This window comes from Citrobacter sp. Ce119, assembly GCF_030334525.1.
Classification (GTDB): Bacteria; Pseudomonadota; Gammaproteobacteria; order Enterobacterales; family Enterobacteriaceae; genus Citrobacter; species Citrobacter europaeus.
Map to the genome: position 1 here is coordinate 1 of NZ_JAOWDR010000050.1, position 21504 is coordinate 21504.

Here is a 21504-nt window from a genome sequence, read left to right on the forward strand (position 1 = left end):
TTGGTGATTGCCGCACACCCTTTGTGTCGGCATGGGCGTTTAGCACGTGCTGGCATCGGCATAGTCCTGTTTGTTGGATACAAATTGTGTAATAGGCGGAAAGTAAAAATGAACCAGTAGTTGATTGAAAGTTCTCATAAATAGCGAGAATCTGCGCGGTTCTTGCCCCGTAACATCAAGGATTATCAGAAAGAAATAAAAATGAGAATTATTATCAAAGCATTCAAGTGAGATCGCTGGAATAACAAACTCTTAATCTCTCAACAAAAATAAGGATTTGTTAAGCTTCATGATTTATGGTCGATGTAATACACCGTTTGAGGCAAGAATAATGGTCAAATTCTCAAAACTTCAGATTCGCTTACACTGGCTAACCCTGATATTAATAGCGATAACCTATGCAGCTATGGAGCTTCGTGGCTGGTTTCCCAAAGGCAGCAACACCTACCTTCTCATGAAAGAAACACATTATAATGTTGGGGTGTTTGTCTGGTTTTTAATGATAATACGATTAATTATTAAACATAAGTATCATGACCCAGCCATCATTCCCCCCCCACCAGCCTGGCAGATGATGGCGGCTAAAATAATGCATATCCTGCTGTACATTTCTTTTTTGGCTCTGCCATTATTAGGTATTGCAATTATGGCTTACGGTGGGAAGGACTGGAGTTTCTTAAGTATTAACATTGCACCTTTCGTTACTCCTGACGGGGAAACAAAATCACTTATTAAAGATATTCACGAAACACTGGCAAACGTCGGATACTTTTTAATCGCAGCGCATGCAGGTGCAGCGTTATTTCATCACTACGTCCAGAAAGATAACACTCTTTTGAGAATAATCCCTGATTGTAACGATAAGAAATAAATACAAATTTTAATGTTTAACATTACAGCAGGCACTCAGTGAATGCCTGCTGTAATGCCTGTAGTATTCGAGTTGCAACACACCGTGCTCAAGTAACTCTGAGTAGGCGATCAGCCCTGTGTATTCGGGGATAGAGCTACCGTCATCAGCATCAAATGCTGGAATGGTTGAGTGAAAAATCAAAAATGCGCCAAATCTCGCGCAGCACGCCGCCCCGTGGCAGAGCCCTCCTCCAGGAGAACCTTCTTCGCTGATGGTTTTCATCCAACCCCATCTGATGATATAAACGCAATCAAACCGTTACATTTCGGTTTGAACATCATTAATTCATAACTAAGGAACAGTATCGTGAAATATTTCGCATTAATTTCAGTTCTTCTACTTTCTGCATGCGCAGGCCCTGCTGGATCTTACTGGGGCGTTACACCAGCAAATTCGGACATCTGCCCTTCCGGGCAATCAGCCTCAGGTGAGTGCCGTTAAATTTTATGTTCTTTCAAGTGCGAGTCTGTCGCACTGTATAACCGCCAGGAGTTAGCGGATTACCCTGGCTCACTACTGAAAGACTTTCTTTGATGTGCACATGCGACGAGAATAAAAAAGCCCCGCATATACGAGGCTCCTGATATTTCTGTTTATTTGATGCAAACAGCTACTCTAGAGTAATAAGTGTGCCATTCACGTCACGTCGCCAGTCCTCTAAAGACTTAGGCTGCCATTCAAGTGCAATAACAGCTTTTAACTTGGGAATGCTAGATGTGATTGCTCTGATGGCCTTTTCTTGCGGCCATAGAAACACTACGACTCCCTGAAATCCCAATCCGATTTCAGCTGCAGATTTTGTCGTCATTAAGTGAACATCAACCGAGCATATCATCACGCGTCGATTTTTATTAAGTGCAGCAAAAGCAGTGACCCCAATTGCGCCTCGTAAACAACTTGAGTCCCTCGCTTGGCTAAATGTGCTCACCACAAGAATCAGCTTTTTATTTTCTTCCTTAGCCAACGCAAGCCCTCTAAGAATTGCTTCTTTCGTGGCCTTCAGATTGTCACCGGATGGTCGAATTAAATAGAATTTCACTGGTAACCTCACTTCGATTTACCCTGACATTATCACAGACACTCAGTGAATGCCTGCTGGAATGCTCTATGAGTTGGGTTCGTTAAATGATATGTTTCCAAATATAACCATAAGGAGATGAAATGTTTAATTTTCTCGAAACACTCAACAGGCTCATCAATCAAAAAACCACCCAAGAGGTACCACAGGAATATTCAACCGAGCAGCTTCTGCAGTGGGCTACTGGGTGCATGTTAGAAGGTTTGCCGGACAAGTTTTACGAAGCGAGAATTTCCTGTTTCCGCAACATTGACAATGAAGGACGTACCGCAATCGCTTCAATACATGACGTCAAGTTGACCATAGAAAGCGAATACACTCCTTTCTATCCGCCCGATGATCTTTACGCCACACATTGCATAGAGAAAATTCTTGCTGGAAATAACTGGAGCCAAGCAACTATAACTTTCAACCCAGAAACGACAGCCTTCACATGGGAATAACTTTCTCTTCTATGGCGAGGCTCTGGTATTTTCTATTTCACGTATTCCGGCAAGCTGATTGTTTGCCTTCTCAATGGTGGCCAGTAGCGGGTTAATCCACAGCACTGCCTGGCAGTACGTTATTGAGCTGGCGGCAGCGGCGCTATCACTGACTGTGTCAGCCTCCCCGGTATCGGGGTGCATTGCATTGGCACGTAAACGGTGCGCGTATTCGAGCAGCCCACCAGCGACATCAGCAGGAACAGGCAAATCACAGGTTTTTTCACGTCGTAAAATCTCCCGGTATTCAATGATGGTTTTCTCTGTTCCGGCATCTATTAGCGAATTAAGGCGGTTGGTATTCTCTGCTATCTGGTTAAACCGGTTGAAGTTGAAGGCCTGAGTAGTTATCACCGCCGTCTGTAGCGCGTTGTCGCTACGCAAAACCCGGTTGTCGCTCTCTGACGTGGCCAGCGCGGCATTACTGCGGGCCAGCAGCACACAGAGCACCGAGATGAGGATGATAGCTGCCATCCCAACAAAAACGAGACTTCTGTTCACTGGTCTATCCCCCAGCACGTCAGCGCGCTTTCCTGGTCTCGCCGTTCTACCTGCCCATAACAGCCATTTTTCTGGCCTTTAGTCAGGCGACAATCACGGCCACCGTCTTTAATCCACCAGCGGATCGCTTCACAGGCTCCTTTACGGTCACCAGCGTTAATGCGCTTGTAAAACGTAGATGGGAAGCATTTTGCGGGACCGATGTTATAAGGGCAAAAAGATGCGATACCCGCTTTCTGCGGCTCACTCAGCGGAATTTTGATATTTCGCTCAACCCACGCCAGCGCTTTGTCGCGTTCGATGGCGTTTACCTGGGCACATTTCTCAGCAGAAAGCCTCATGTCCTGAACTACTGGCTTACCATCAACCATCGTGGCACCACGGCAAATAGTCCAGATTCCGCCACCGTCGCGATATGCTGTCAGGCTGTTACCCTCTTTCTCATCCAGAAACTGATCGAGAATCACGGGGGCGGAAGCCCCGGCAAGAATCAAACCAACGACCGCTGCGCTCAGTTTATTCTTCAGCTTTGGTGACATTACCATTAAGCCGGTCCTCCCTTTCCTTTTTCCTGTAATACCAGTTCACTGCACAGGTAATAACAGTGCATGCGATACCGACAATAATTGCCCAGTCGCTCAGGCTTAACCCTGCAATTCTGTCGGCCAACATCCAGGACACCTCTTTTGCTGTTTTAGCTGTTTCGGCATATGCCTTCGCTGATACACCGCAGCCGGTCAGCGTGGTTCCTGTTCCATATGAAAGTCTGCTGTAAATGGTGCTCATTCTGGTCATAGCCTCACCTCCGATTCTTCGGATGGCGCTGTGTGTGATTAAAGGGTCAGGCTTCACAGGCTGGATTTATCAACAAAGCACGTAGCGGATGATTCCCGTGAGCCTGAAATGAAAAAGGCCGCCAGTTGGCAGCCTAAAAATGATGTTTGATAATTTTTCCATCGAGCAAGGTTAGACTAGCCAATTACAGTAGCTTGCTCTCCAATTCAATTCCTGATCTACTACTTGGTTCTAGCAACCAATGAAAAAGGATAGATCGTGAATAATGGGAAAAATGAACGATTCAGAGTGTACTTATCCAGTTTTGATGCGGATATTGCAGCACTAACAGAAGCCTGTAAAAGTATCAGCAACAGTCTTAACTCTGTTTTGGAGAGCACAAAAAGAGAGGGGTTTATAAACCCGATTCAAGTTTTCATAGATTCTTTAACACTGAATCAGCCCGAAACACATTCTAATATCTGGGTAGCCGTTAATTCATCATGGCAGATTGCAGAAGAAGCCAGGCTAAAACTTGAGAAATTTGGTTATAAGACTGGTGAAATTATTTAAATATCCTCCGGCATAGCCGGAGGTTTTTCTGATACGCCTATAAGGCTCTGTTTCCAGTTGCGTCCTAACAGGCGCATACGATCTTACATATACATCACACTTCGTTACTTATGACCCGTGAACGGGCTACCCGGATAAATGCGCCAAACACCACACCGTAATCGGTTCCGGTTAACAGTTCATAGACACTGGCCCCCGTCAGGACACCACCAGCCAGCCCAGTACCGGAAATCGGATCGGGCATTTAGCCCCCTCTAAATTGCTGTGAGTCCTCTCAGGAATGAGGGGAATAAAAAAAAGGCCGCCATGCGGCAGCCTCGAAGTAAGTACGGTTGTTTACAATGGTGGAGAGAGAGGACCTTCTAACACCTCTGCTTCACCGTTATGGCAAATGTCATCGCCTCTGGTCAGATGCCAAACACCTGTGATTATTTTCCCCGTTTCCAAGTCATCAACAGTGTCATTCGTGTAGTACGCTACCTGTACAACACCGACATGCTGAATCCAGTAATACCCTTCTTTCATAAGCTCCTCCGCGATACTCAGCAGATAGTATAGAGCAGTACAAATAATGCTGTGGTGCAGGAAGCCACAACTTAATCTTTGCTAATAAAGTAATTTCGAAAGATGACGATAATGGGTAATAAATGTAAGGCCGGAGGAACCACCATGAGCATGACAGTTAGCACTTTGGGTCAGGACATACTGCAAAGCACAGTAAAACAAGCACCTTCAAGTACTGGCAACTCTGTTTCACAACAAATTCAAAACCTGAAAAAACAAATTGGTGAGTTGACAAAAGAACTCAGCGCCATGGGTTCAAAAATAAATGAAGTAACCTCCGAAGATGAGGCAAAACTGCTTAAACAGCAGATGGAGATGATTCAAAGGCAAATCGAGTCTATGTACGCAAAAATTGCTCAATTACAAAAACAAGAAGCAGAAAAAAACCAAATGGCATCGGGTGCATTACCTACGGTAAGTGACAAATCAAGTTCGAACGTTGCAGGGAATAATACTAAAAATATTGATGTCTACGTTTAGCAGTGACCCCCTATCATTTTTCCTCTGAGTTAGAAACGAAAAAGGATTGTGAGAACTTGTTTTCGAGTTAACGATTTCAGATCGGCGATATGACAGGGGTACTGGTGCTATGCACCTCGCGAATACCCCTGTCGTATCGCCGGAAACCAAAAACCCCGCTGTGGCGGGGTTCTCGTTATGTTCAAATTGTTCGCTTTTTGTCGCTGCCATAGTGGCGCAGCTCTGCCAAGCATGAATAAATTATCTGATTTTCTGGCCCGTTTTCAACACCATTATCAAAAAATAGCATCAATAGCTAAAAAATGATTTCAGTGAGTCTATTCAGATAACAGTTTGCGTGCTTCCAAAAAGACCTTTGCTCTGAATATTTCCAGGCACCAGCGCACGCGCTTTCTCGCCTCCCCATCAGTTAACCATGGCGCAATCGCCTGCAACTCCCGGGTTATGTCTGAGATTTTTTTTCGGGTGGTGTAATACTGAAGACCGACCACATAAACCGGATCATTAATATCCAGCGCCTGCAGTACGCATTGCTCAACAAAATCGACATCATCATTATGCAGGGCTTCATCAATCACACTAGCGGATGACTGCGGCCAGAGAATGCTATGTGCCCTGTTCATTGCCTGCTGTCCACGGAATCCCTCTTCTCTCGCCTGATTTAACGCAACAGTGAATCGCTCTAACGCCTTATCTGACCAAATCCGTCCTTTAATAACATTCCAGCATGCATGACTTCGCAGCAAACGGGGTGCAGTTTTTCCTCCCACACCCTCGCCCCATATAGTGAGCAGGGATTTAATCCATCCGGACTGGATCCCTGTAAGGAGAATACATTTACCCAGCCAGCTTTTGCGTGGAGCAGAAGCCGCTTTACCCAGCGCTTCCAGATGATTGCGGCGTTGACGTGGTGTCATCCTGTTCTTCTCCTTACGCCAGAACGCCGAGCCCATAAGCCCGGTCCAGCACTCTGATAATCATTACCGGCTGAGGCACATGCTTTCGCTCAAACTTCACCGGGTCGTTATGTAGTTCTGTATGGCACTGACGACACAAGGGGATCGCGAAAATATCATGCGCCTTCGTTGCCATCCCTCCCTGCCCCCAGCCGATTAAATGGTGTGGGTCATCTGATGGTTTGCCGCAGCATTCGCAGGGCTGTGTTTTAATCCATGCAAGATATCTGGGGTTCGCCCAACGGATCCTCTTCGGACGTTTCATATAGGTTTGCGGGGACTCGGGATCTACCAGGACACCGACTACGGGTTTAATCGCTGGAACTTGCGCTGGTGGCATGTTCACGGTTACTGCGTTGGCTCTGGCTGTAATGATGCTGGTGGCGGTTACACCCGGTTCGATATCGCATTCACGCATGACTGAATGATGCTCTTTCGAAGGAATACGTAGCGACCGACTGGCTGCTGATTCGGGAATTGCGTCGGTAACTCCCATTCGAACCGCCCACCAGCAAAGCTCAGCCAGCGACAACTCTCTGGAAGAATCCATATTTAGCGCCACCATGATGCTGTTAATAATCCAGTTAATAACATTACGTCTCGCCAGCTCTGCAAGTTGTTCGCTGTAGTGGTCACGCAGATGGTTATCACAATGTCCACACAGGAGAACCGATCCGGGTTCATGACGCAGAGTGGTTAACTCGTGATAATGGTAATTGCTGTGTGGCCACTGGCAGCAGCTACCGCCATAACGCAGAAGCCAGTAATCAAGACCACTAAAACCACCAGCAGCCTTTATAACTTTTTCATCCAGGAAGAACGGCCACAGGGATTCGTCACTGGCCAGCGGCTGGCGAACGTCAGGAACAGGGCCTGCAGGCAACCTTTCCATGCTTGCAGGCTGACTTTCCACCAACACACGTTCACAACTGAATAATGACATCAGCTCGCTGCCCGGCTTGAGCAGCACAATTCCAAGCTCACGTGCAACCACGGGTTTAAGCAGCGCCCTCATTCTGCTATCTCCCCGATAATTATTTGTCCCTTCTCTCCCCATAATTTAGTGACACGTGAATCCCAGATGTGAGCGTCATCTTCGTAAATAGCATCCATCAGGGCTTTCATCATATTGTCGAAATCAGGTTTAGTCTGGTGTGGTTTACCGTTGAACTCAGCCCGTTTCTTTTTGCCCCAGCTCGCCGGCATCGGAAGAATGAAGGTGACGTGTGAACCGCTTTCCGGCAGCTCAACACCCTGCAGACGAACTTCATCACAGAAAGCCCGGTAACGCAGAACCTCGGGACGCTTTTTCCATTTGTCAGCGCGCGTCATTCTGGGCTTGCCCATTGGGGTGATATCGTAGACTTTCACATTCACCTCCAGATCCGTTGTTGCCAGGTTCTCTCCTGACGCGGAGGCTTAGATGCTTCTGGCAAGAACGCGCTGATCGTCCAGTGAATGAAGTCATTATCCAGACTACGCTCTGTCTTAATCTGCTTTGCGCGATAGCGGGCTTCCAGTTCATCAGCCTGCTCAGTGGTGAGTTGAGTATGTTGAAACCAGCTTTTCTTCATAACGCACCTCTGGATGCGGCAAAAAGAAAATCGCTGGCGTTAGTTAACGTCAGTATGTGGGATTGCTTGAATTGATCTTGCGCCATGGGCTTTTCTCCTGTGGCGCAGCAGGTATAGGTTGTTCAGGCCTATGACGGGAGTGTAACAGATTTTTGGGTAACGCGATAACCAGCCCTTTCCAGCATCTGAGTAAACAACGTAGGTGTACCAATAATTTCATTATCCTGAAGAGGCAAAAATGACACCATGCTATCGCGTCGGTACATCAGGGCGCGCTCACACTCAGGAAATGATTGCAGCCTGGCAACGATGACTCCATCGTGACATCTGATGACTGCGTAGCCTTTTTTGGGCAATCCTAATTTTTCTTTCACTTAAACTCCCCCATGCAAACGGGATAAAAGTAACACCCAAAATAATTAATAAAACCAGTCGTCAGCACTTTCCCAGGTTTCCTGGAGGATAGTCTCTATTTTCTTTTTATCTTCCTTGTCACCACCAAGAACACTTAAGCCATCAGAGCCTGTACGACGTATGCTCAGGCTGCAGTTCTCATACTGATTACCCAACCTTTTAAGTAACTCTTTCTCCAGCGCCGGCACTGCTCCCTTTGGAAGTTCTTTAGTACGATCAATGGTGAGTTCAACTTTCATATTAGCCTCCACTGCATATACTGTATATTTGTACAGTACACCGATACATTGAAATGATCAATGACTTAAGAGCACAAATTGTTAACCTTAGCCTATAAATGAGATGCAAAAAAAACCCGCCGAAGCGGGTTCAATCCAATGCGGACTTGTTGTTTTGACACCATTGTAAGTATTGAGATATCAACGTCCTTAAATTTGGATAACTGCTTTGATTGGGATTGATTGCGCAACTTTCATATGCTCGTCTCCCCCTGCAACTTTTTCAGGTTCTGTCTAACATACCCAATCAAAATAACAACTGTGTCAGGTATCCCATAATAATCGCCATGCCCAAAATAACGGTCAGAAATGCAGCAATCAAGGGTGTTTTGAACATTGATTTAAGCAGTATTACTTCCGTCAGACTAGCTCCTGCGCTACCAATAATCAGAGCCATTACTGCTCCCGTTCCCATGCCTTTATCCATCAAGACTGATGCCAACGGAATTACTGCCTCAGCACGTATATACAACGGTATTCCAATAATTGCACTTAGTGGAATCGCAAACGGATTATCATTCCCAGCATGAGCAGCAATCCACTCTGCAGGTATAAAACCGTAGATAAACGACCCTATAACAATACCTAACATCAGATAAGGTAATACATCTTTAAATTGAGTCCAGGCATCCTGAAATGCCAGACGTATCGCACCAGGATCTCTTACTACACTTTTCGGGAAGAATTGTTTATTTGTTTGACCTGTCTCGCAGGTCAATTCACAATTTGTGCCCTGAAATGCTGAGAAACTCTTAAACGTTTCTTGTGGTTTAGAACAACTATTAGCCCCTATGTCCTGTTGATTTGATACAGAACAGCAAGCTGAAACACTCCGTAGTTTAGTTTCAAGAGTTTTTCCACTGCTAACACCACAACAGCTAGCCAGCGGTTTTGATTTTTCGACAATATGTCGGTCAAAACCAAGCACATCTAACAAAATACTTGCCAGTACGGAAACTGTTGCAGCTATAACAGCGTATAGCAGGGTAACTTTCCAACCAAAAGTAACCCACATCAGACCAATGATTATCGGGTTAAGCAGAGGTGAAACAAACAAGAATGTAAGTGTTGGACCGAAGCCTGCTTTTGCTGATAACAGTCCGCGTAACATGGGAATTGTAGAGCAGCTGCAAAACGGTGTTACAGCTCCTAACAGCGATGCAAGTATGTAACCTCTCCCCTTTCTCGCCCCTAACATTCTTTTAATCTTTTGGTCCGGAATTTTTTGCCTGATAAGGCTAACACCCGCACTAATCAGAAAAAAAAGCGCAGACAACTCGACAGCAAGAAACAAGAACATCTCTGCCGCGTTAGTAAACATAGAAATCCAGCTATTCATGAAACCCCCTATAAACTATATTTCTAGAATAATCGAATTATTGAGGTTAGATCAACATATTTCTGGTATTATCGAAATATCACTAGACGAGGAAGGCACCATGCAACTAGAAGAAGTAGCTAAAGCTATGAAAGAATTAGGACATCCGACACGTTTGTTTATTTTCAAACACCTTGTTAAAGCCGGTGAACAAGGTTTACCTGTAGGTGATCTACAAAAACAACTTGCGATTCCATCTTCAACACTGAGTCATCATATATCCGCTCTTGTTTCCGTAGGTCTGGTCAAACAAAATCGCGAAAGCCGCTCCTTAATCTGCGTTTCTCAATATGACAAGTTAGAGTCGATTATTGATTTTCTACGCGAAGAATGTTGCATCAACAGTCCAAAGATTTAAATCGAGGCAATCCATTGTTTTTATTTGATAAAGGAGCCGCCTAAATAACAGGCGGCTCTCCTGTCGCTTATTTCAATTTTTTGCCTGCATCATCAACGACTTTCTCGCCATCTTCCTTGGCGAAAGCCCCTTTCTGAGCATCAGGAAGGATATCCAGAACAACTTCAGAAGGACGGCACAGTTTGGTTCCCAGCGGTGTTACAACGATGGGGCGATTAATCAGGATCGGATGCTGCAACATAAAGTTAATTAACTGGTCGTCAGTAAATTTATCTTCGGCAAGACCCAGTTCCTCATATGGCTCGACGTTCTTACGTAGTAACGCCCGGACGGAAATGCCCATATCAGCAATGAGTTTGACCAGCTCATCGCGTGAAGGTGGAGTCTCAAGGTAAAGAATAACGGTCGGCTCATTACCGCTGTTGCGGATCATCTCCAGCGTGTTACGCGATGTGCCGCAGGCTGGGTTGTGATAAATGGTGATGTTGCTCATATCAGTATCTCATTACAAAGTGAAAGAGAGACGTAGCGCCAGCGCGGCCAGCGTTACAAACAGCACAGGCAGAGTCATGACGATCCCGGTGCGGAAATAGTATCCCCAGGTGATGGTCATATTCTTCTGTGAAAGTACGTGTAGCCAGAGCAGCGTTGCCAGGCTACCAATAGGGGTAATTTTCGGCCCCAGATCGCAGCCAATGACGTTGGCATAAATCATTGCTTCTTTGATAACGCCCGACGCGGTACTGCCATCAATCGACAATGCGCCAATCAATACGGTAGGCATGTTATTCATGATAGAAGAGAGGAATGCGGTCAGGAATCCCGTTCCCAGCGTGGCTGCCCACAGGCCTTTATCTGCGAGTAAGTTCAGCACGTCAGACAAATATTCTGTCAGCCCTGCGTTACGCAGCCCATAGACCACCAGATACATTCCCAGCGAGAAGATCACGATCTGCCATGGTGCCCCACGCAACACTTTACCGGTGTTAATGCCGTGACCTTTTTTTGCCACAGCAAACAGGATTGCTGCCCCTACTGCTGCAATGGCACTGACCGGAATACCCAGTGGTTCGAGTACAAAAAAGCCCACTAATAAAAGAATTAATACAATCCAACCTGTTCTGAATGTTGCCAGATCTTTGATGGCTTTTGCGGGCTCTTTCAGTCGTGCAATATCATAAGTGGGCGGGATATCTTTGCGGAAAAATAGATGCAGCATCACCAGAGTGGCGACGATGGCGGCGATATCCACCGGCACCATTACCGAGGCATATTCCGTGAATCCCAGTTTGAAGAAATCAGCCGAAACGATATTGACCAGGTTCGATACGATAAGCGGCAAGCTGGCGGTATCGGCAATAAACCCTGCGGCCATCACGAAAGCAAGTGTGGTGCTTTTACTGAAGCCAAGCGCCAGGAGCATAGCGATAACAATCGGCGTCAGAATAAGTGCCGCGCCATCGTTGGCAAACAGTGCCGCGACTGCCGCGCCAAGCAGAACGATATACGTAAACAGAAGGCGGCCACGACCGTTCCCCCAGCGAGAAACGTGCAGCGCTGCCCATTCGAAAAAGCCTGACTCATCAAGCAACAGACTGATGATAATAACGGCGATAAATGTTGCCGTCGCGTTCCAGACGATATTCCACACCACCGGAATATCAGCAATGTGAATCACACCCGATGCCAGAGCCAGTACGGCCCCCAGCGTGGCGCTCCAGCCAATCCCTAATCCCTTTGGCTGCCAGATAACCAATATGATGGTCAGGATAAAAATGGCTCCTGCCAGTAACATATAACCTCCTGAAAGGGCAGCAATGCTGCCCCGAATGATGGTAATAACTAACCCGCGAGTTGTTTGAGTTTATCGATGCCGGTTGGTTCTGACGCCAGTACGGGTACAAGTGCTACACGGCTGGCATGTAGATTTTTAACGCTCTCGATCTGCGGACGTTCCTGCTGCGCTCGCAAGCGGAGCAGCGGTGAACGGGTATCCGCGATGGAAAGGCTGTTATTGATAATCCAGCCCCAGGGGTGAATTCCTGCACGTTCAAGGTCGGCCTGTAAATTTGCCGCCTCAAGTACCGGCGTGGTTTCCGGTAGCGTGACCAGTAACACTTTGGTTCGCTCCGGGTCCTGCAGTTGCATCATCGGTGTGGTGAAATGGCCTTTTTCCCCCATTTTTCTGGCAATCTCGCGGTGATATGCCCCGGTGGCATCAAGCAGCAAGAGCGTGTGTCCGGTCGGTGCCGTATCCATCACCACGAAGCGCTTACCCGCCTCGCGAATCACCCGTGAAAAGGCCTGGAATACCGCAATTTCCTCGGTGCAGGGTGAGCGTAAGTCCTCTTCCAGCAGGCGTTTTCCCGCATCGTCCAGTTCTTTTCCCTTCGTCTCAAGAACATGCTGACGATAGCGTTCAGTTTCCTCGAGAGGATCGATCCTGCTGACCTGCAGATTGTTGAGGCTGCCGTTGAGGGTTGTGCTGAGATGCGCTGCAGGATCAGATGTTGTCAGATGGACATCAAATCCCATTTCGGCCAGTCTGACAGCAATGGCAGCCGCCATCGTGGTTTTCCCTACACCACCTTTACCCATCAGCATGATCAGGCCATGCTCATTACGGGCAATATCATCGACCAACGCAGAAAGTGACGGAATGTCAGGGCGCTGTTGAATGTATTCTTCAGAGAATGACGCCTCTATAGGCTGAGTGGAGAGAAGTCCGCTGAGTGCAGACACGCCGACCATATTGACCGGCTGGAGGAATAACGTGTCAGTTGGCAGACCGGAAAGATCAGAGGGAAGATTGGACAGCGCCTCCTGTTCACGGTCCCATATTGCCGCAGCCAGTGTATCGTTTGCTGCTTCAGTTTTGGGCAGAACGCCGTTGATGACCAGGTACTGATTTTTAAGACCGATGGCGGCAAGCTCCAGATGAGTCCGGGCAACTTCCTGCAACGTGGATTTTTGCAGACGAGCAACCAGAACCAGTCGGGTACGTGCTGGATCAGATAATGCTTCAACAGCCTGGGCATACTGTTCACGCTGTTTTTCCAGACCGGCCATCGGGCCGAGGCAGGACGCACCCTCGGGATTGCTATCAATAAAGCTACTCCAGGCACCTGGCAACTGGAGAAGGCGAATGGTATGACCCGTCGGTGCGGTATCAAAAATGATATGGTCAAACCGGGTCAGTAGAGAAGCATCTGTCAGTAATCCGGTAAATTCATCAAAAGCCGCAATCTCTGTTGTGCATGCCCCCGACAGTTGTTCGTTGATGCTGGAAACGACGTCATCAGGCAGGATGCCTTTAATGGGGTCAACGATTCTGGCCCGGTACTGTTGTGCAGCGGCCTGAGGATCAATCTCAAGAGCCGATAATCCTGGAACAGAAGCTACTGGCTGAATGGTATTGCCAATCGTCTGTCCAAACACCTGACCTACGTTTGAGGCCGGATCGGTACTGACCAGCAGCACCCGTTTCCCCTGTTCTGCCAGACGGATCGCCGTGGCGCATGAAATAGAGGTTTTACCAACGCCTCCTTTACCAGTAAAAAACAGATAAGGGGGGATATTCTGTAAGAAGTTCATATGTCCTCCTGACATACTTAACAACAAGAAGTATTACCACCACAGCAGATTGTTGGCGCTAATCCCACTTTCTCCAGTGGAATGCCAAACCAGCGAGCCAGCTCAGCGCGTTTCGGATAACGCCCAGCCATCACTGTTTCGCCATCCAGTAACAACAATGGCAAACCTTCTGCCCCGGAAGCCTCTATAAACGCTTTGACCTTCTCGTTCTGTACAAAGCTCATCGGTTGTTGTGCGAGATTGAAACGCTCAATTTGTACACCACGTTGTTTGAGCCATTGTACATCCGCAGAAAAATCGACCAGAGCCTGATCAACATCTGTACCGCAGACTCCGGTGCTGCAACACATCGCTGGGTCAAATACCGTTAACGTTTTCATTTCAATACCTCACATTTGAAAAAACATATATGTTCAGGCAAATTTTTTAGATGCAGACAGCCTTCCCGCTACCAGAGCAGTTGGCTGAAGCCAGCTTACGGGCGATGGCCTGAACGTCGTCCTGTTGGCTTAACCAGGCCTGCTCAATAATCTGAGCAGCCCAGGAAGGAATATGCGGGGATAAGCGGTAATGAACCCATTTCCCCTGCTTGCGATCCAGCAATAATCCACTTTCCCGAAGCATCGCCAGATGGCGGGAGATCTTGGGCTGAGATTGTTCCAGCGCAGTGCAGAGATCGCACACGCACAACTCTCCCATCTCTCTAAGCAATAACACGATACCCAACCGGGTTTCATCTGAGAGATTTTTGAAAAGTTGTAGAGAAGTTAGTTCAACCATTTTAATCTCCTGAATTCTCTCCGTAGTTTCCTGCAATAGTTGAGTGCCGTCAACTATCATATTCGAAAATTCAAATATGATAGTTACGTGAATTTCATTTCGTGTTTACAATTTGTTTATTCTTCAATTCGTTAACCCTGCCGCTTTTCGACGCCTGTATTCATCCATCAGTAGTTGCGCTGGCGTTGGTCCCGCCGGATGGTGCGGCGCCGCCAGTTGACGTCGAATTGGTGGCACACTTAGTCCGTTACCAACATGCTTCGACCACTTCGTAAGTAACTTTTCCGCCAGTCGTTTCAGTTCCCCCTCTGTCATTTGTCGTTCAACGCCCGTTCTGCGCATTTCGATGCAGATGTGATACAGCACGGGCTGAGGCCATGGATATTTATCGCTTCCTGAATACCGATATGACTCATTGCGCCAGCGCCGGTATTCCGTCATAACCTGCTCCGATGTCAGTCCGAATGGATTCGCCCCACTCTCTGAAACCAGAGAAACAAACTCAGCCAAGTCAGGCGGCCATGTATTTCCCATCGCGCAGCGCTCCATGCACTGCTGACAGACCAGCCGAATTTGAGGTTCAGTCATCGAACCTATCTGGGCTATCCAGATAGGCGAAGGCTCCGCCCCGTTTTTCTGGGTCCATCGGTTCGAATACACCTCCCCCATGACCTGCCACAGTCGCCAGGCTGTTTCCGTCGCCATCAAGTCCATTCCTGCGGCGCCACTCTGCGTGTGCTGACTGAATTTGCTGAACTGCCCGGGATGCTGTTGGTTCGGATCCTGCTCCCACATGACTGTTACCTCCGGTTTCTGGTTTTACCTGCGTTCTAACCCGGGCTACATGTCGGGCAAATTTTTGTTCCCACTGGATTTGTGTAAAAACTTTCCCTTCCGACTCCCAATACGCGGTGAATTCTGCGAGTTCAGTCAGAAGGTAATCTGGTTCAGGCAGGGAGATACCCCACGATGCAGCGCGCTGTCGGAAGTCTCTGGAGGGAAGCCAGCTATCTGTCATGCTGAATTTCCCGATCGGTTCATCAACACCGTCCAGGTATCGGGGCATGGCCGGGGATGGCAGTACATCCCCATTCGGATTTTTCATCGCGCCCGCGTTAAGAGAGGGGTTTAAGATCTGTTTACTGCTTACTGCTTTCTGGATACCTGATGGCAAAGGTTTAGCCAAAGACTTAGCCTTATCCTTAGGCAAGGCGAAAGCCTTATCAAAAGCCGTCCCCATAGCGTCAGAAACCCCGTAGCAGGCGGCTTTGAGAGCTTCATATGCTTTATCTTTCAGTGAACATTCAGGCAGTAATTCAAACGATCTTGCCCATGATTTGATCACGTTCACTGATGCTGGCGGGTTATGTTTCACCGCGTTAGGCAACCAAAAAACTCTGGCTTTAAGGTCGGCTTCCACCATACCTAACGCTATGGCTTCGCCTAAGGCTAAGTCGAAGGCTTCGACATCCCAGTTTAATTCTTCGGCCATAGCCGCCCTTCCCGCCTTATACAGCCCGGGAATAATCCCTGTGAATGGACCCGTAAGCAGGTAAATAAACAGACTCTGCCCACTTGGCGGGAGTGGTGATAAGGCTCGAAACTTAGGATCATCCCACATGGTGATCTTCACCTTACGGTAAGGCTCGTTACTAGCCTTACTCTTAGGCATGGCCTTAGCCAAAGGATTAGGCATACTTCACCCCGCGAGTTGCAGTAATAATGGTCATTGGTCAAAACTCGATTAAAACAATTGCGGCGCTACGGCGCTTATGCTCGCCAGTAGTGGTCCCGCCGCATCAGCAGGTAACATGTTGAATAATGCGATTGCCGCCTCACGAATTTCCTTCTCGAGCTTTTGTAATGGCGCGCCAATTAATTTCGCATGGTGTGCCTCACTGCATTCTTTGATAGCGTTCGCCACCAGCTCTGCTTCTGTGCTCGCATTACTTAATCCGTGCTTTCTGGCAATCTGAACTGGCATAGCAGCAATAATTGAACCTGACAGTTGCATAACGTAAGCCGTGTACTTTTCCGAACCGCCCTCGTTTTTCAGATATCGGAATAAATTCTGTTTATTAACAGCAATTCCACGGCCATCTACTTTGGCCCACTCTTCAGCCACCAGCTGAGCGATCCGTTCCTGTGCCTGTCCTGGTAATGTCGATTCCCATTCACGAACGGCGACCCAGATTTTTTTGCACTTCATCCAATCCCGGCGACAAACAGAAAACTGATTTTTTGTTTTCTGAGTTCTCACCATCGTCGGGGTATGGTTTTTAAAAGAGATGGTTTGCATGGTCACTCCTTAGGTAATCCATCCGTTGGATTTGGGTATAAGTCGGGTCTAAGTTCGTGGGGGGTAACCCCTGTAGCGCTAAAGACTTGAAGTACCCGTGACGAAGGAACAGTACCTTTTGCTTTCCACTGACTTACTGCCATTCCGCTTACACCAATCGTGCAAGCTAATTTATTGGCCGAGCCAGCTAGTCGAATTGCGTTATCAATGGCTGTCATAACTATCTCCTTTTTAAATTGGGAGTAATAAACCATAGGTTTACATCAATTGCAAACTTTAAATTTATTGTGACTATAAACCAAACATTTACAATGGGTGTATGAAAAACACTGACGATCTCAATAACCAACTGGTAGCCCGCTTAGAAGAAATTACTCAAAGAGGGATCAGCAAAGCTGATATGGCTCGCATTGCAGGAGTTACGCCTCAAGCTGTGAATGGGTGGTTTAAGAAGGGAGTTATCAGTAAGAAGTCCGCCATAGCAATTGCGGAAGCCGCCAACGTGTCCGTTACTTGGTTGTTAGGTGAGAAAGTATCAGAAGATTCAGGTCTCAAGCCTAACGAGAGCAAAATGCTTAACTTGTTTAGGCAGCTACCAGAGGCAGAGCAAGAGCGAATGATCGATACCTTTGCACTGCGGTTAAAGGAAATTGATGATTACGTGGAGAAATATCTTCGTGGTCGTTTTAAGGCTAACGATGTGAACTAAGAGTTTATTCCCATCCATTGAAACCGGCGTTTGCCGGTTTTTTTTCGCCCTTTTGTCAGAACCTCCCTCCCCTTAGTTTTTCACGACTGATAAAGCAAATGTTTGCCTCTACATCAATTGATGATTGACACAAACATTAAACCAATGATTTAATCATTCTATCGAAAACGTCATCGAGGCAGGACGCCCACGAAGTAGCTGCCGGCGGCATACGAATCACCGGATGAGATGACAGGCATTAACACGCAGCAGGTTCAACGTTCCGCCAGCCTGGCGACAAGGGCAACACAAGAGGATAAATCCATGATCGATTTCGCACGTAAACCAGTGCGGTGTCAGGCCGTACATCTAAATCGCATTGAAGTAATCATTCGACTGATTTGCTACACGCTTGCCCAGAAGGGCGACCCGTCTGCCGACCAACAGACTGCTGTTCGTTCATAACGAGTTTGACCAATGGCTGTTGCCAGCCTCATGCCCGGTGCACAGGGCATTGTGATGGTATTACCACCATCGTAACCAAACAGGAGACGAAGACCTGTTCTGGTTAAATTGGAAAAGTGTTCTTTGCCCGTCCCGTGGCGGGCTTTTTTCCGGAGGTTTTTATGTCAGCTAACGATCTGGCATTGCGCTTCAGCAGCGCACCAGCCGAGGCATTAATCGGGGTTTTGCCTGTTCTGGAAGTAAAAGAAGCATTACGTGAAGAAGTTGAAAGTGATGTGATGGATGAAATCTGGACTGAGCACAACTTTGAAATGGAAGCGATGGGTGAACAAGTTGATGAAACAGCCAGGCTCGCTCGTAAGTTTGAATGTGCGGCTGAAGCTCTTGGAACGGCGATCAAACTTGCTCTGACTCTCCCACATAATGAGGCAATGCAGGTTCTGAATGACGCCTTAAACGATAACCCGGGATACGGTCGCGAACCGGCAAAGGATGCATGATGGAGTTTGGAATGAAACGCGTGGTGGCTTCTGTTCAGGTCGTTGCCATCCTCAACAGGATTTACAACGGCAGTCCGGTTTCCATCGCATCTATCAGTAAAGAATCAAAGCTGTCTGTGTCTTACCTCGAGCAGATTTTCTCGAAGCTGCGCAGCAGTGAAATCGTCACCAGCCAGCGTGGCGCTGGTGGCGGGTACCACCTTAGCAAAGCAAACCCCAGCGTGGCTGACGTCGTTCGCGCCGTTACTCACACGCCTGATTCATTTGAGCCCGTGCTGAATGCTCTGGAGTGGGTCCCCGTCGCACAGCTGGCGCAGGGAAAATCTCCTACCCCATAAAGCACAAAACCCGCGCAAGGCGGGTTAAGTACCCGGTCAGCCGACCAAAGCTTTCCGGAACGAGTTTTGACCAATAACCACTACCTTAGGCGGCGATCATCAGCTGCCGGGTATCTTACAATCCTATGGAGCCCGAACGCAATGTTAACGTATGCGTATCTTATTAAAGCCAAAGCGAAAGCAACTGAGGCAAAAAACCTGTTTTGCTGGTTCTCTGCGAAATCAGATTCCCGTGCAGAACGCGAAATCCTCAATATTCTCGAAGACAATGATATTGCCGTCGGTCGTGGCGCCGACTATCAATTACCTGTCCGCACCAACTGGTTTGTTGTTGACGATCTTCCTGAGGAAAGCAAACTTGATGACACATGGTGCGATCGTTACGAACTGGCAGAAGACCAGCAAACGTGGCAACTGAAACAGAAGCCTGATAATGAGAATCAGGAGACTTCCTGTCAGCAAAAACCTGAAACTTCCAGCGACAATGTACCCAACAGCGATGCGCCAGCATTGCTCCGCCCCATATCTCGCCTGCGCCTGTCTCAGCGACTGATTGCGCACCTGGTCAATGACACTGAAGAGAAGGAAATCAGTGAAGCGCAGCACATCCAGATCGGGCAAATGGTACTGAACGAAAATGATCTCTATGTACAAAACCTGTTACAGGCCGTTTCGAATGTGCCAGCGGTGAAAGAGCTTTCTGCTCATGTCGAGTGGAAGCTGACAAGCGCTGTAAAAGAAGTCTTCGACCGTGAGCAGGTCTATACCGTTGCTTCATTTGAGCAATTTATTACCGAATGGATTGAAGAACCAGAAAAGCGAGCTCTTACCGTTCAGGAGTGGGTTAATCAAAAGAAAGCAGGAGTTGCGGGTGATGAACATGCCACTCCACCTGTAACGCCAGAGCTTATTACCGTTGCGACTCTGCCGCTACGCCAGCGCCTCTTAGCTCAGTTTATTTCTGAAGAATATGCTTACCATATTGATACTGAGCAGAAGAAAACCATTCAAGAACTCGAGCTGGATGTGGATAACAGCTATGTGCAGAACCTGCTGCTTGCCGCCGAGAATGTAGAACCATTCAGGAAGGCGCCAGAGATCGATATCTGGAAGATTGTCAGCGCGCTGAAAACCGTTTTTCCGGTTGATGGAAAACGAGTTGAACTGGTCACCGTCATTCAGTTCTTTAAGGCCTGGTTCAATACTGAGCACATTGACCGTGGGCTGCTGGTTAAAGAGTGGTGTAAGGGCAATCGTGTGTCGCAGATTCAGCGCACTGACTCCGGAACCAACGCTGGTGGAGGCAATAAGACCGATCGCAACCCGGAACTTGTCCACACGCTGGATACTCTGGACATTGATATTGCGCTGGCCACACTTCCAATGGATTTCAACATCTACGATATTCCTGGTGGCGTTTTCCGTCGTGCAAAAGAGATCATTTCTAAAAACGAAAGCCCTTTCAAAGAGTGGTCCGCCGCCCTGCGCAAACGCGCTGGTATCCTGGATTATTCCCGCGCCGCTATTTTCGCGCTTATACGTAGTGCAGAAGAAAACACTCACCATTTCCCGGAACTGCTGAGCCGTTACATCAACAAAAACCTGACTGAAACCGACCACCAGCACCCAACTGAAGAAACTCTGGCGGCAGCCGGTCACGTACCAGAAAAAAGCTGGGAAAACGAGATTAAAGAGAAGTCCACAGCTGAACAGAAGGCAATAACCGAGCAACCAGAAATCGCCAACATGGGCAACGGTGTTTTCTCCATTGATGGCCTGATGGGTAACCAGCCGGCGCCAGCGCTTTCTGTCGTAGACCAGGTACGCCAGCGCGCGGTCGAAGAAAAATTACATCAAGCCAATACCGAGGAAACCACCAGCGATGTGCAGATGGAAAAAACTGACAACAGCGAAATCAAAGCCAATCCTGATGTGCCTCAGGGCGAAGCAGCAGCTTTGCCAGTTGAAAGCACTGATGCAACTGGTGAGCCTCCAGCTTCCCTGAATAATGAACCCGTTCACCATATAGATACGGATCACCTGAACGCTTTTTATACTCACCTGATGGTTGATTTGGAAACTATGGGCAGCGGTCCTGATGCACCAATAGTCTCTATCGGCGCCGTATATTTTGATCCTTCAACTGGTAACACTGGTGCCGAATTTTACCAGGTTGTCAGTCTTGAATCATCGATGTCGTTTGGCATGAAACCGGATGCGTCAACAATTCAGTGGTGGTTGAAACAATCATCTGAAGCCCGCTCTGCAATTCTGGTTGATGAGGCCATGGGGCTGCGTGAAACCCTTGAACTACTGGCTGACTTCATTGCTGAAAATGCTGCTAACGGTAGTCACACTGTTCAGCTGTGGGGTAATGGATGCTCGTTTGATAACGTCATTCTCCGCCGCGCATATGCATTAGCAGAGACTCCCTTCGCTGTTCCGTTCTGGAATGACAGGGACGTAAGGACCATGGTTGAACTGGGTAAATCTGTCGGTATCAACCCGCGCTTCGAC

General features: G+C 47.7%; 32 protein-coding genes and 1 pseudogene. 10 read left to right on the top strand and 23 right to left on the bottom strand.

The genetic code is table 11. From position 1 onward, the window contains the following. Positions 1–331 precede the first annotated feature (331 nt). Positions 332–871 carry a cytochrome b gene (locus OGV80_RS12465; RefSeq protein ID WP_065554946.1) on the top strand — a complete coding sequence of 180 codons (540 nt, stop codon included), beginning with the start codon at positions 332–334 and terminating at the stop codon, positions 869–871. A gap of 9 nt (positions 872–880) precedes the next feature. Here OGV80_RS12465 and OGV80_RS12470 read toward each other — a convergent pair whose 3' ends face one another. Both OGV80_RS12470 and OGV80_RS12475 read right to left on the bottom strand, forming a co-directional pair. Next, positions 881–1135, bottom strand: a complete 255-nt coding sequence (locus OGV80_RS12470; protein ID WP_074422899.1) for a hypothetical protein — start codon at positions 1133–1135, stop codon at positions 881–883. A 388-nt stretch (positions 1136–1523) separates the two neighbouring features. Then, on the bottom strand, positions 1524–1952 hold the full coding sequence (locus OGV80_RS12475; RefSeq protein ID WP_065554947.1) for a hypothetical protein: 429 nt from the start codon (positions 1950–1952) through the stop codon (positions 1524–1526). Positions 1953–2074: 122 nt separating this feature from the next. On the opposite strand from OGV80_RS12475, the gene OGV80_RS12480 reads away from it, so the two are divergent. Continuing rightward, on the top strand, positions 2075–2434 hold the full coding sequence (locus OGV80_RS12480; protein WP_286515041.1) for a hypothetical protein: 360 nt from the start codon (positions 2075–2077) through the stop codon (positions 2432–2434). 9 nt (positions 2435–2443) lie between these two features. Here OGV80_RS12480 and OGV80_RS12485 read toward each other — a convergent pair whose 3' ends face one another. From OGV80_RS12485 to OGV80_RS12495, 3 genes are read right to left on the bottom strand one after another with little or no spacing between them, the layout of a single operon-like run. Next, entirely contained in the window at positions 2444–2947 is a 504-nt protein-coding gene (locus tag OGV80_RS12485; protein WP_087050957.1) for a hypothetical protein, read from the bottom strand. A gap of 23 nt (positions 2948–2970) precedes the next feature. After that, positions 2971–3519, bottom strand: a complete 549-nt coding sequence (locus OGV80_RS12490) for a lysozyme (protein ID WP_075847143.1) — start codon at positions 3517–3519, stop codon at positions 2971–2973. Continuing rightward, entirely contained in the window at positions 3491–3769 is a 279-nt protein-coding gene (locus OGV80_RS12495; protein ID WP_003832349.1) for a phage holin, read from the bottom strand. The genes OGV80_RS12490 and OGV80_RS12495 overlap by 29 nt, the downstream gene beginning before the upstream one ends. A gap of 258 nt (positions 3770–4027) precedes the next feature. Between OGV80_RS12495 and OGV80_RS12500 the strand changes: the two genes are divergently transcribed. Next, positions 4028–4321: a hypothetical protein gene (locus tag OGV80_RS12500; RefSeq protein ID WP_048233519.1), complete on the top strand. Its 294-nt coding sequence runs from the start codon at positions 4028–4030 to the stop codon at positions 4319–4321. 136 nt (positions 4322–4457) lie between these two features. On the opposite strand, the pseudogene OGV80_RS12505 reads toward OGV80_RS12500, so the two are convergent. Together OGV80_RS12505 and OGV80_RS12510 are read right to left on the bottom strand one after the other, a co-directional pair. Next, a pseudogene (locus OGV80_RS12505) lies at positions 4458–4565 on the bottom strand (putative holin); the annotation flags it as partial. A gap of 92 nt (positions 4566–4657) precedes the next feature. Further along, positions 4658–4846, bottom strand: a complete 189-nt coding sequence (locus tag OGV80_RS12510) for a hypothetical protein (protein ID WP_049268779.1) — start codon at positions 4844–4846, stop codon at positions 4658–4660. A 144-nt stretch (positions 4847–4990) separates the two neighbouring features. Between OGV80_RS12510 and OGV80_RS12515 the strand changes: the two genes are divergently transcribed. Continuing rightward, the gene (locus tag OGV80_RS12515) at positions 4991–5365 is read left to right on the top strand and encodes a FlxA-like family protein (protein WP_016152722.1); all 375 of its coding nucleotides are present in this window, start codon (positions 4991–4993) and stop codon (positions 5363–5365) included. A 317-nt stretch (positions 5366–5682) separates the two neighbouring features. On the opposite strand, the gene OGV80_RS12520 is transcribed toward OGV80_RS12515, so the two are convergent. The 7 genes from OGV80_RS12520 to OGV80_RS12550 form a co-directional block, all read right to left on the bottom strand. Beyond that, positions 5683–6282 carry a hypothetical protein gene (locus OGV80_RS12520; RefSeq protein ID WP_048235605.1) on the bottom strand — a complete coding sequence of 200 codons (600 nt, stop codon included), beginning with the start codon at positions 6280–6282 and terminating at the stop codon, positions 5683–5685. 13 nt (positions 6283–6295) lie between these two features. Next, complete coding sequence (locus tag OGV80_RS12525; protein ID WP_286515044.1) at positions 6296–7336, bottom strand: DUF968 domain-containing protein; 1041 nt, start codon at positions 7334–7336, stop codon at positions 6296–6298. Continuing rightward, a complete protein-coding gene (locus tag OGV80_RS12530) occupies positions 7333–7692 on the bottom strand; it encodes a RusA family crossover junction endodeoxyribonuclease (RefSeq protein WP_049268781.1) in 360 nt (119 codons plus the stop codon). The genes OGV80_RS12525 and OGV80_RS12530 overlap by 4 nt, the downstream gene beginning before the upstream one ends. A 2-nt stretch (positions 7693–7694) precedes the next feature. After that, on the bottom strand, positions 7695–7895 hold the full coding sequence (locus OGV80_RS12535) for a hypothetical protein (RefSeq protein ID WP_003832333.1): 201 nt from the start codon (positions 7893–7895) through the stop codon (positions 7695–7697). Between the two features lie 128 nt (positions 7896–8023). Further along, the gene (locus OGV80_RS12540; RefSeq protein ID WP_049268782.1) at positions 8024–8269 is read right to left on the bottom strand and encodes a hypothetical protein; all 246 of its coding nucleotides are present in this window, start codon (positions 8267–8269) and stop codon (positions 8024–8026) included. 45 nt (positions 8270–8314) lie between these two features. Continuing rightward, positions 8315–8548 carry a DinI family protein gene (locus OGV80_RS12545; protein WP_044700595.1) on the bottom strand — a complete coding sequence of 78 codons (234 nt, stop codon included), beginning with the start codon at positions 8546–8548 and terminating at the stop codon, positions 8315–8317. Positions 8549–8834: 286 nt separating this feature from the next. After that, on the bottom strand, positions 8835–9926 hold the full coding sequence (locus tag OGV80_RS12550; protein ID WP_101699935.1) for a permease: 1092 nt from the start codon (positions 9924–9926) through the stop codon (positions 8835–8837). 100 nt (positions 9927–10026) lie between these two features. Between OGV80_RS12550 and OGV80_RS12555 the strand changes: the two genes are divergently transcribed. Beyond that, positions 10027–10323 carry an ArsR/SmtB family transcription factor gene (locus OGV80_RS12555; protein WP_038641364.1) on the top strand — a complete coding sequence of 99 codons (297 nt, stop codon included), beginning with the start codon at positions 10027–10029 and terminating at the stop codon, positions 10321–10323. A gap of 67 nt (positions 10324–10390) precedes the next feature. Here OGV80_RS12555 and arsC read toward each other — a convergent pair whose 3' ends face one another. The 9 genes from arsC to OGV80_RS12600 all read right to left on the bottom strand — a co-directional run bounded on the left by arsC (position 10391) and on the right by OGV80_RS12600 (position 17214). Continuing rightward, the gene (arsC, locus tag OGV80_RS12560) at positions 10391–10816 is read right to left on the bottom strand and encodes a glutaredoxin-dependent arsenate reductase (protein ID WP_038641366.1); all 426 of its coding nucleotides are present in this window, start codon (positions 10814–10816) and stop codon (positions 10391–10393) included. Positions 10817–10828: 12 nt separating this feature from the next. Then, positions 10829–12118, bottom strand: coding sequence for an arsenite efflux transporter membrane subunit ArsB (gene arsB / locus OGV80_RS12565; RefSeq protein WP_044711231.1), 1290 nt, complete (start codon positions 12116–12118; stop codon positions 10829–10831). A 47-nt stretch (positions 12119–12165) separates the two neighbouring features. Further along, positions 12166–13917 carry an arsenite efflux transporter ATPase subunit ArsA gene (gene arsA, locus OGV80_RS12570; RefSeq protein WP_048235610.1) on the bottom strand — a complete coding sequence of 584 codons (1752 nt, stop codon included), beginning with the start codon at positions 13915–13917 and terminating at the stop codon, positions 12166–12168. 17 nt (positions 13918–13934) lie between these two features. Continuing rightward, positions 13935–14297, bottom strand: coding sequence for an arsenite efflux transporter metallochaperone ArsD (arsD, locus tag OGV80_RS12575; protein WP_044711234.1), 363 nt, complete (start codon positions 14295–14297; stop codon positions 13935–13937). Between the two features lie 46 nt (positions 14298–14343). Continuing rightward, a complete protein-coding gene (gene arsR, locus OGV80_RS12580) occupies positions 14344–14697 on the bottom strand; it encodes an As(III)-sensing metalloregulatory transcriptional repressor ArsR (RefSeq protein ID WP_044711237.1) in 354 nt (117 codons plus the stop codon). A gap of 123 nt (positions 14698–14820) precedes the next feature. Continuing rightward, positions 14821–15366 carry a replication protein P gene (locus OGV80_RS12585; protein WP_135912879.1) on the bottom strand — a complete coding sequence of 182 codons (546 nt, stop codon included), beginning with the start codon at positions 15364–15366 and terminating at the stop codon, positions 14821–14823. Further along, positions 15278–16189, bottom strand: a complete 912-nt coding sequence (locus tag OGV80_RS12590) for a DnaT-like ssDNA-binding domain-containing protein (protein ID WP_048236453.1) — start codon at positions 16187–16189, stop codon at positions 15278–15280. Before OGV80_RS12590 ends, OGV80_RS12585 begins: the two co-directional genes overlap by 89 nt. A 252-nt stretch (positions 16190–16441) precedes the next feature. Further along, positions 16442–16996 (bottom strand): toxin YdaT family protein, encoded by a 555-nt coding sequence (locus tag OGV80_RS12595; RefSeq protein ID WP_048235612.1) that lies wholly within the window; start codon positions 16994–16996, stop codon positions 16442–16444. A 2-nt stretch (positions 16997–16998) separates the two neighbouring features. Next, positions 16999–17214, bottom strand: a complete 216-nt coding sequence (locus OGV80_RS12600; RefSeq protein ID WP_032949519.1) for a transcriptional regulator — start codon at positions 17212–17214, stop codon at positions 16999–17001. A gap of 101 nt (positions 17215–17315) precedes the next feature. Here OGV80_RS12600 and OGV80_RS12605 point away from each other — a divergent pair, with 101 nt between their 5' ends. From OGV80_RS12605 to OGV80_RS12625, 5 genes are all read left to right on the top strand, one after another. Next, the gene (locus OGV80_RS12605) at positions 17316–17705 is read left to right on the top strand and encodes a helix-turn-helix domain-containing protein (protein ID WP_032949520.1); all 390 of its coding nucleotides are present in this window, start codon (positions 17316–17318) and stop codon (positions 17703–17705) included. 228 nt (positions 17706–17933) lie between these two features. Beyond that, the gene (locus tag OGV80_RS12610; protein ID WP_048235613.1) at positions 17934–18149 is read left to right on the top strand and encodes a hypothetical protein; all 216 of its coding nucleotides are present in this window, start codon (positions 17934–17936) and stop codon (positions 18147–18149) included. Positions 18150–18310: 161 nt separating this feature from the next. Continuing rightward, complete coding sequence (locus tag OGV80_RS12615; protein WP_135912188.1) at positions 18311–18649, top strand: hypothetical protein; 339 nt, start codon at positions 18311–18313, stop codon at positions 18647–18649. 11 nt (positions 18650–18660) lie between these two features. Beyond that, positions 18661–18987 (top strand): RrF2 family transcriptional regulator, encoded by a 327-nt coding sequence (locus OGV80_RS12620; RefSeq protein WP_032944383.1) that lies wholly within the window; start codon positions 18661–18663, stop codon positions 18985–18987. A 141-nt stretch (positions 18988–19128) separates the two neighbouring features. Then, positions 19129–21504, top strand: a 2376-nt coding sequence (locus OGV80_RS12625) for a 3'-5' exonuclease (RefSeq protein ID WP_286515048.1), incomplete at its 3' end; no start/stop codon positions are given.

Excerpts from the sequence above, each read along its gene's own strand:
- OGV80_RS12585 (WP_135912879.1), bottom strand. The coding sequence starts at position 15,366 with ATGGGGGAGGTGTATTCGAACCGATGGACCCAGAAAAACGGGGCGGAG.
- arsA (WP_048235610.1), bottom strand. The coding sequence starts at position 13,917 with ATGAACTTCTTACAGAATATCCCCCCTTATCTGTTTTTTACTGGTAAA.
- OGV80_RS12610 (WP_048235613.1), top strand. The coding sequence starts at position 17,934 with ATGACAGGCATTAACACGCAGCAGGTTCAACGTTCCGCCAGCCTGGCG.
- OGV80_RS12490 (WP_075847143.1), bottom strand. The coding sequence starts at position 3,519 with ATGGTAATGTCACCAAAGCTGAAGAATAAACTGAGCGCAGCGGTCGTT.
- OGV80_RS12595 (WP_048235612.1), bottom strand. The coding sequence starts at position 16,996 with ATGCAAACCATCTCTTTTAAAAACCATACCCCGACGATGGTGAGAACT.
- OGV80_RS12535 (WP_003832333.1), bottom strand. The coding sequence starts at position 7,895 with ATGAAGAAAAGCTGGTTTCAACATACTCAACTCACCACTGAGCAGGCT.
- OGV80_RS12550 (WP_101699935.1), bottom strand. The coding sequence starts at position 9,926 with ATGAATAGCTGGATTTCTATGTTTACTAACGCGGCAGAGATGTTCTTG.
- arsC (WP_038641366.1), bottom strand. The coding sequence starts at position 10,816 with ATGAGCAACATCACCATTTATCACAACCCAGCCTGCGGCACATCGCGT.
- OGV80_RS12525 (WP_286515044.1), bottom strand. The coding sequence starts at position 7,336 with ATGAGGGCGCTGCTTAAACCCGTGGTTGCACGTGAGCTTGGAATTGTG.
- arsR (WP_044711237.1), bottom strand. The coding sequence starts at position 14,697 with ATGGTTGAACTAACTTCTCTACAACTTTTCAAAAATCTCTCAGATGAA.
- OGV80_RS12605 (WP_032949520.1), top strand. The coding sequence starts at position 17,316 with ATGAAAAACACTGACGATCTCAATAACCAACTGGTAGCCCGCTTAGAA.
- OGV80_RS12615 (WP_135912188.1), top strand. The coding sequence starts at position 18,311 with ATGTCAGCTAACGATCTGGCATTGCGCTTCAGCAGCGCACCAGCCGAG.
- OGV80_RS12520 (WP_048235605.1), bottom strand. The coding sequence starts at position 6,282 with ATGACACCACGTCAACGCCGCAATCATCTGGAAGCGCTGGGTAAAGCG.
- OGV80_RS12515 (WP_016152722.1), top strand. The coding sequence starts at position 4,991 with ATGAGCATGACAGTTAGCACTTTGGGTCAGGACATACTGCAAAGCACA.
- OGV80_RS12465 (WP_065554946.1), top strand. The coding sequence starts at position 332 with ATGGTCAAATTCTCAAAACTTCAGATTCGCTTACACTGGCTAACCCTG.
- OGV80_RS12495 (WP_003832349.1), bottom strand. The coding sequence starts at position 3,769 with ATGACCAGAATGAGCACCATTTACAGCAGACTTTCATATGGAACAGGA.
- arsD (WP_044711234.1), bottom strand. The coding sequence starts at position 14,297 with ATGAAAACGTTAACGGTATTTGACCCAGCGATGTGTTGCAGCACCGGA.
- OGV80_RS12485 (WP_087050957.1), bottom strand. The coding sequence starts at position 2,947 with ATGGCAGCTATCATCCTCATCTCGGTGCTCTGTGTGCTGCTGGCCCGC.
- OGV80_RS12590 (WP_048236453.1), bottom strand. The coding sequence starts at position 16,189 with ATGGCCGAAGAATTAAACTGGGATGTCGAAGCCTTCGACTTAGCCTTA.
- OGV80_RS12480 (WP_286515041.1), top strand. The coding sequence starts at position 2,075 with ATGTTTAATTTTCTCGAAACACTCAACAGGCTCATCAATCAAAAAACC.
- OGV80_RS12510 (WP_049268779.1), bottom strand. The coding sequence starts at position 4,846 with ATGAAAGAAGGGTATTACTGGATTCAGCATGTCGGTGTTGTACAGGTA.
- OGV80_RS12545 (WP_044700595.1), bottom strand. The coding sequence starts at position 8,548 with ATGAAAGTTGAACTCACCATTGATCGTACTAAAGAACTTCCAAAGGGA.
- OGV80_RS12620 (WP_032944383.1), top strand. The coding sequence starts at position 18,661 with ATGAAACGCGTGGTGGCTTCTGTTCAGGTCGTTGCCATCCTCAACAGG.
- OGV80_RS12600 (WP_032949519.1), bottom strand. The coding sequence starts at position 17,214 with ATGACAGCCATTGATAACGCAATTCGACTAGCTGGCTCGGCCAATAAA.
- OGV80_RS12470 (WP_074422899.1), bottom strand. The coding sequence starts at position 1,135 with ATGAAAACCATCAGCGAAGAAGGTTCTCCTGGAGGAGGGCTCTGCCAC.
- OGV80_RS12555 (WP_038641364.1), top strand. The coding sequence starts at position 10,027 with ATGCAACTAGAAGAAGTAGCTAAAGCTATGAAAGAATTAGGACATCCG.
- arsB (WP_044711231.1), bottom strand. The coding sequence starts at position 12,118 with ATGTTACTGGCAGGAGCCATTTTTATCCTGACCATCATATTGGTTATC.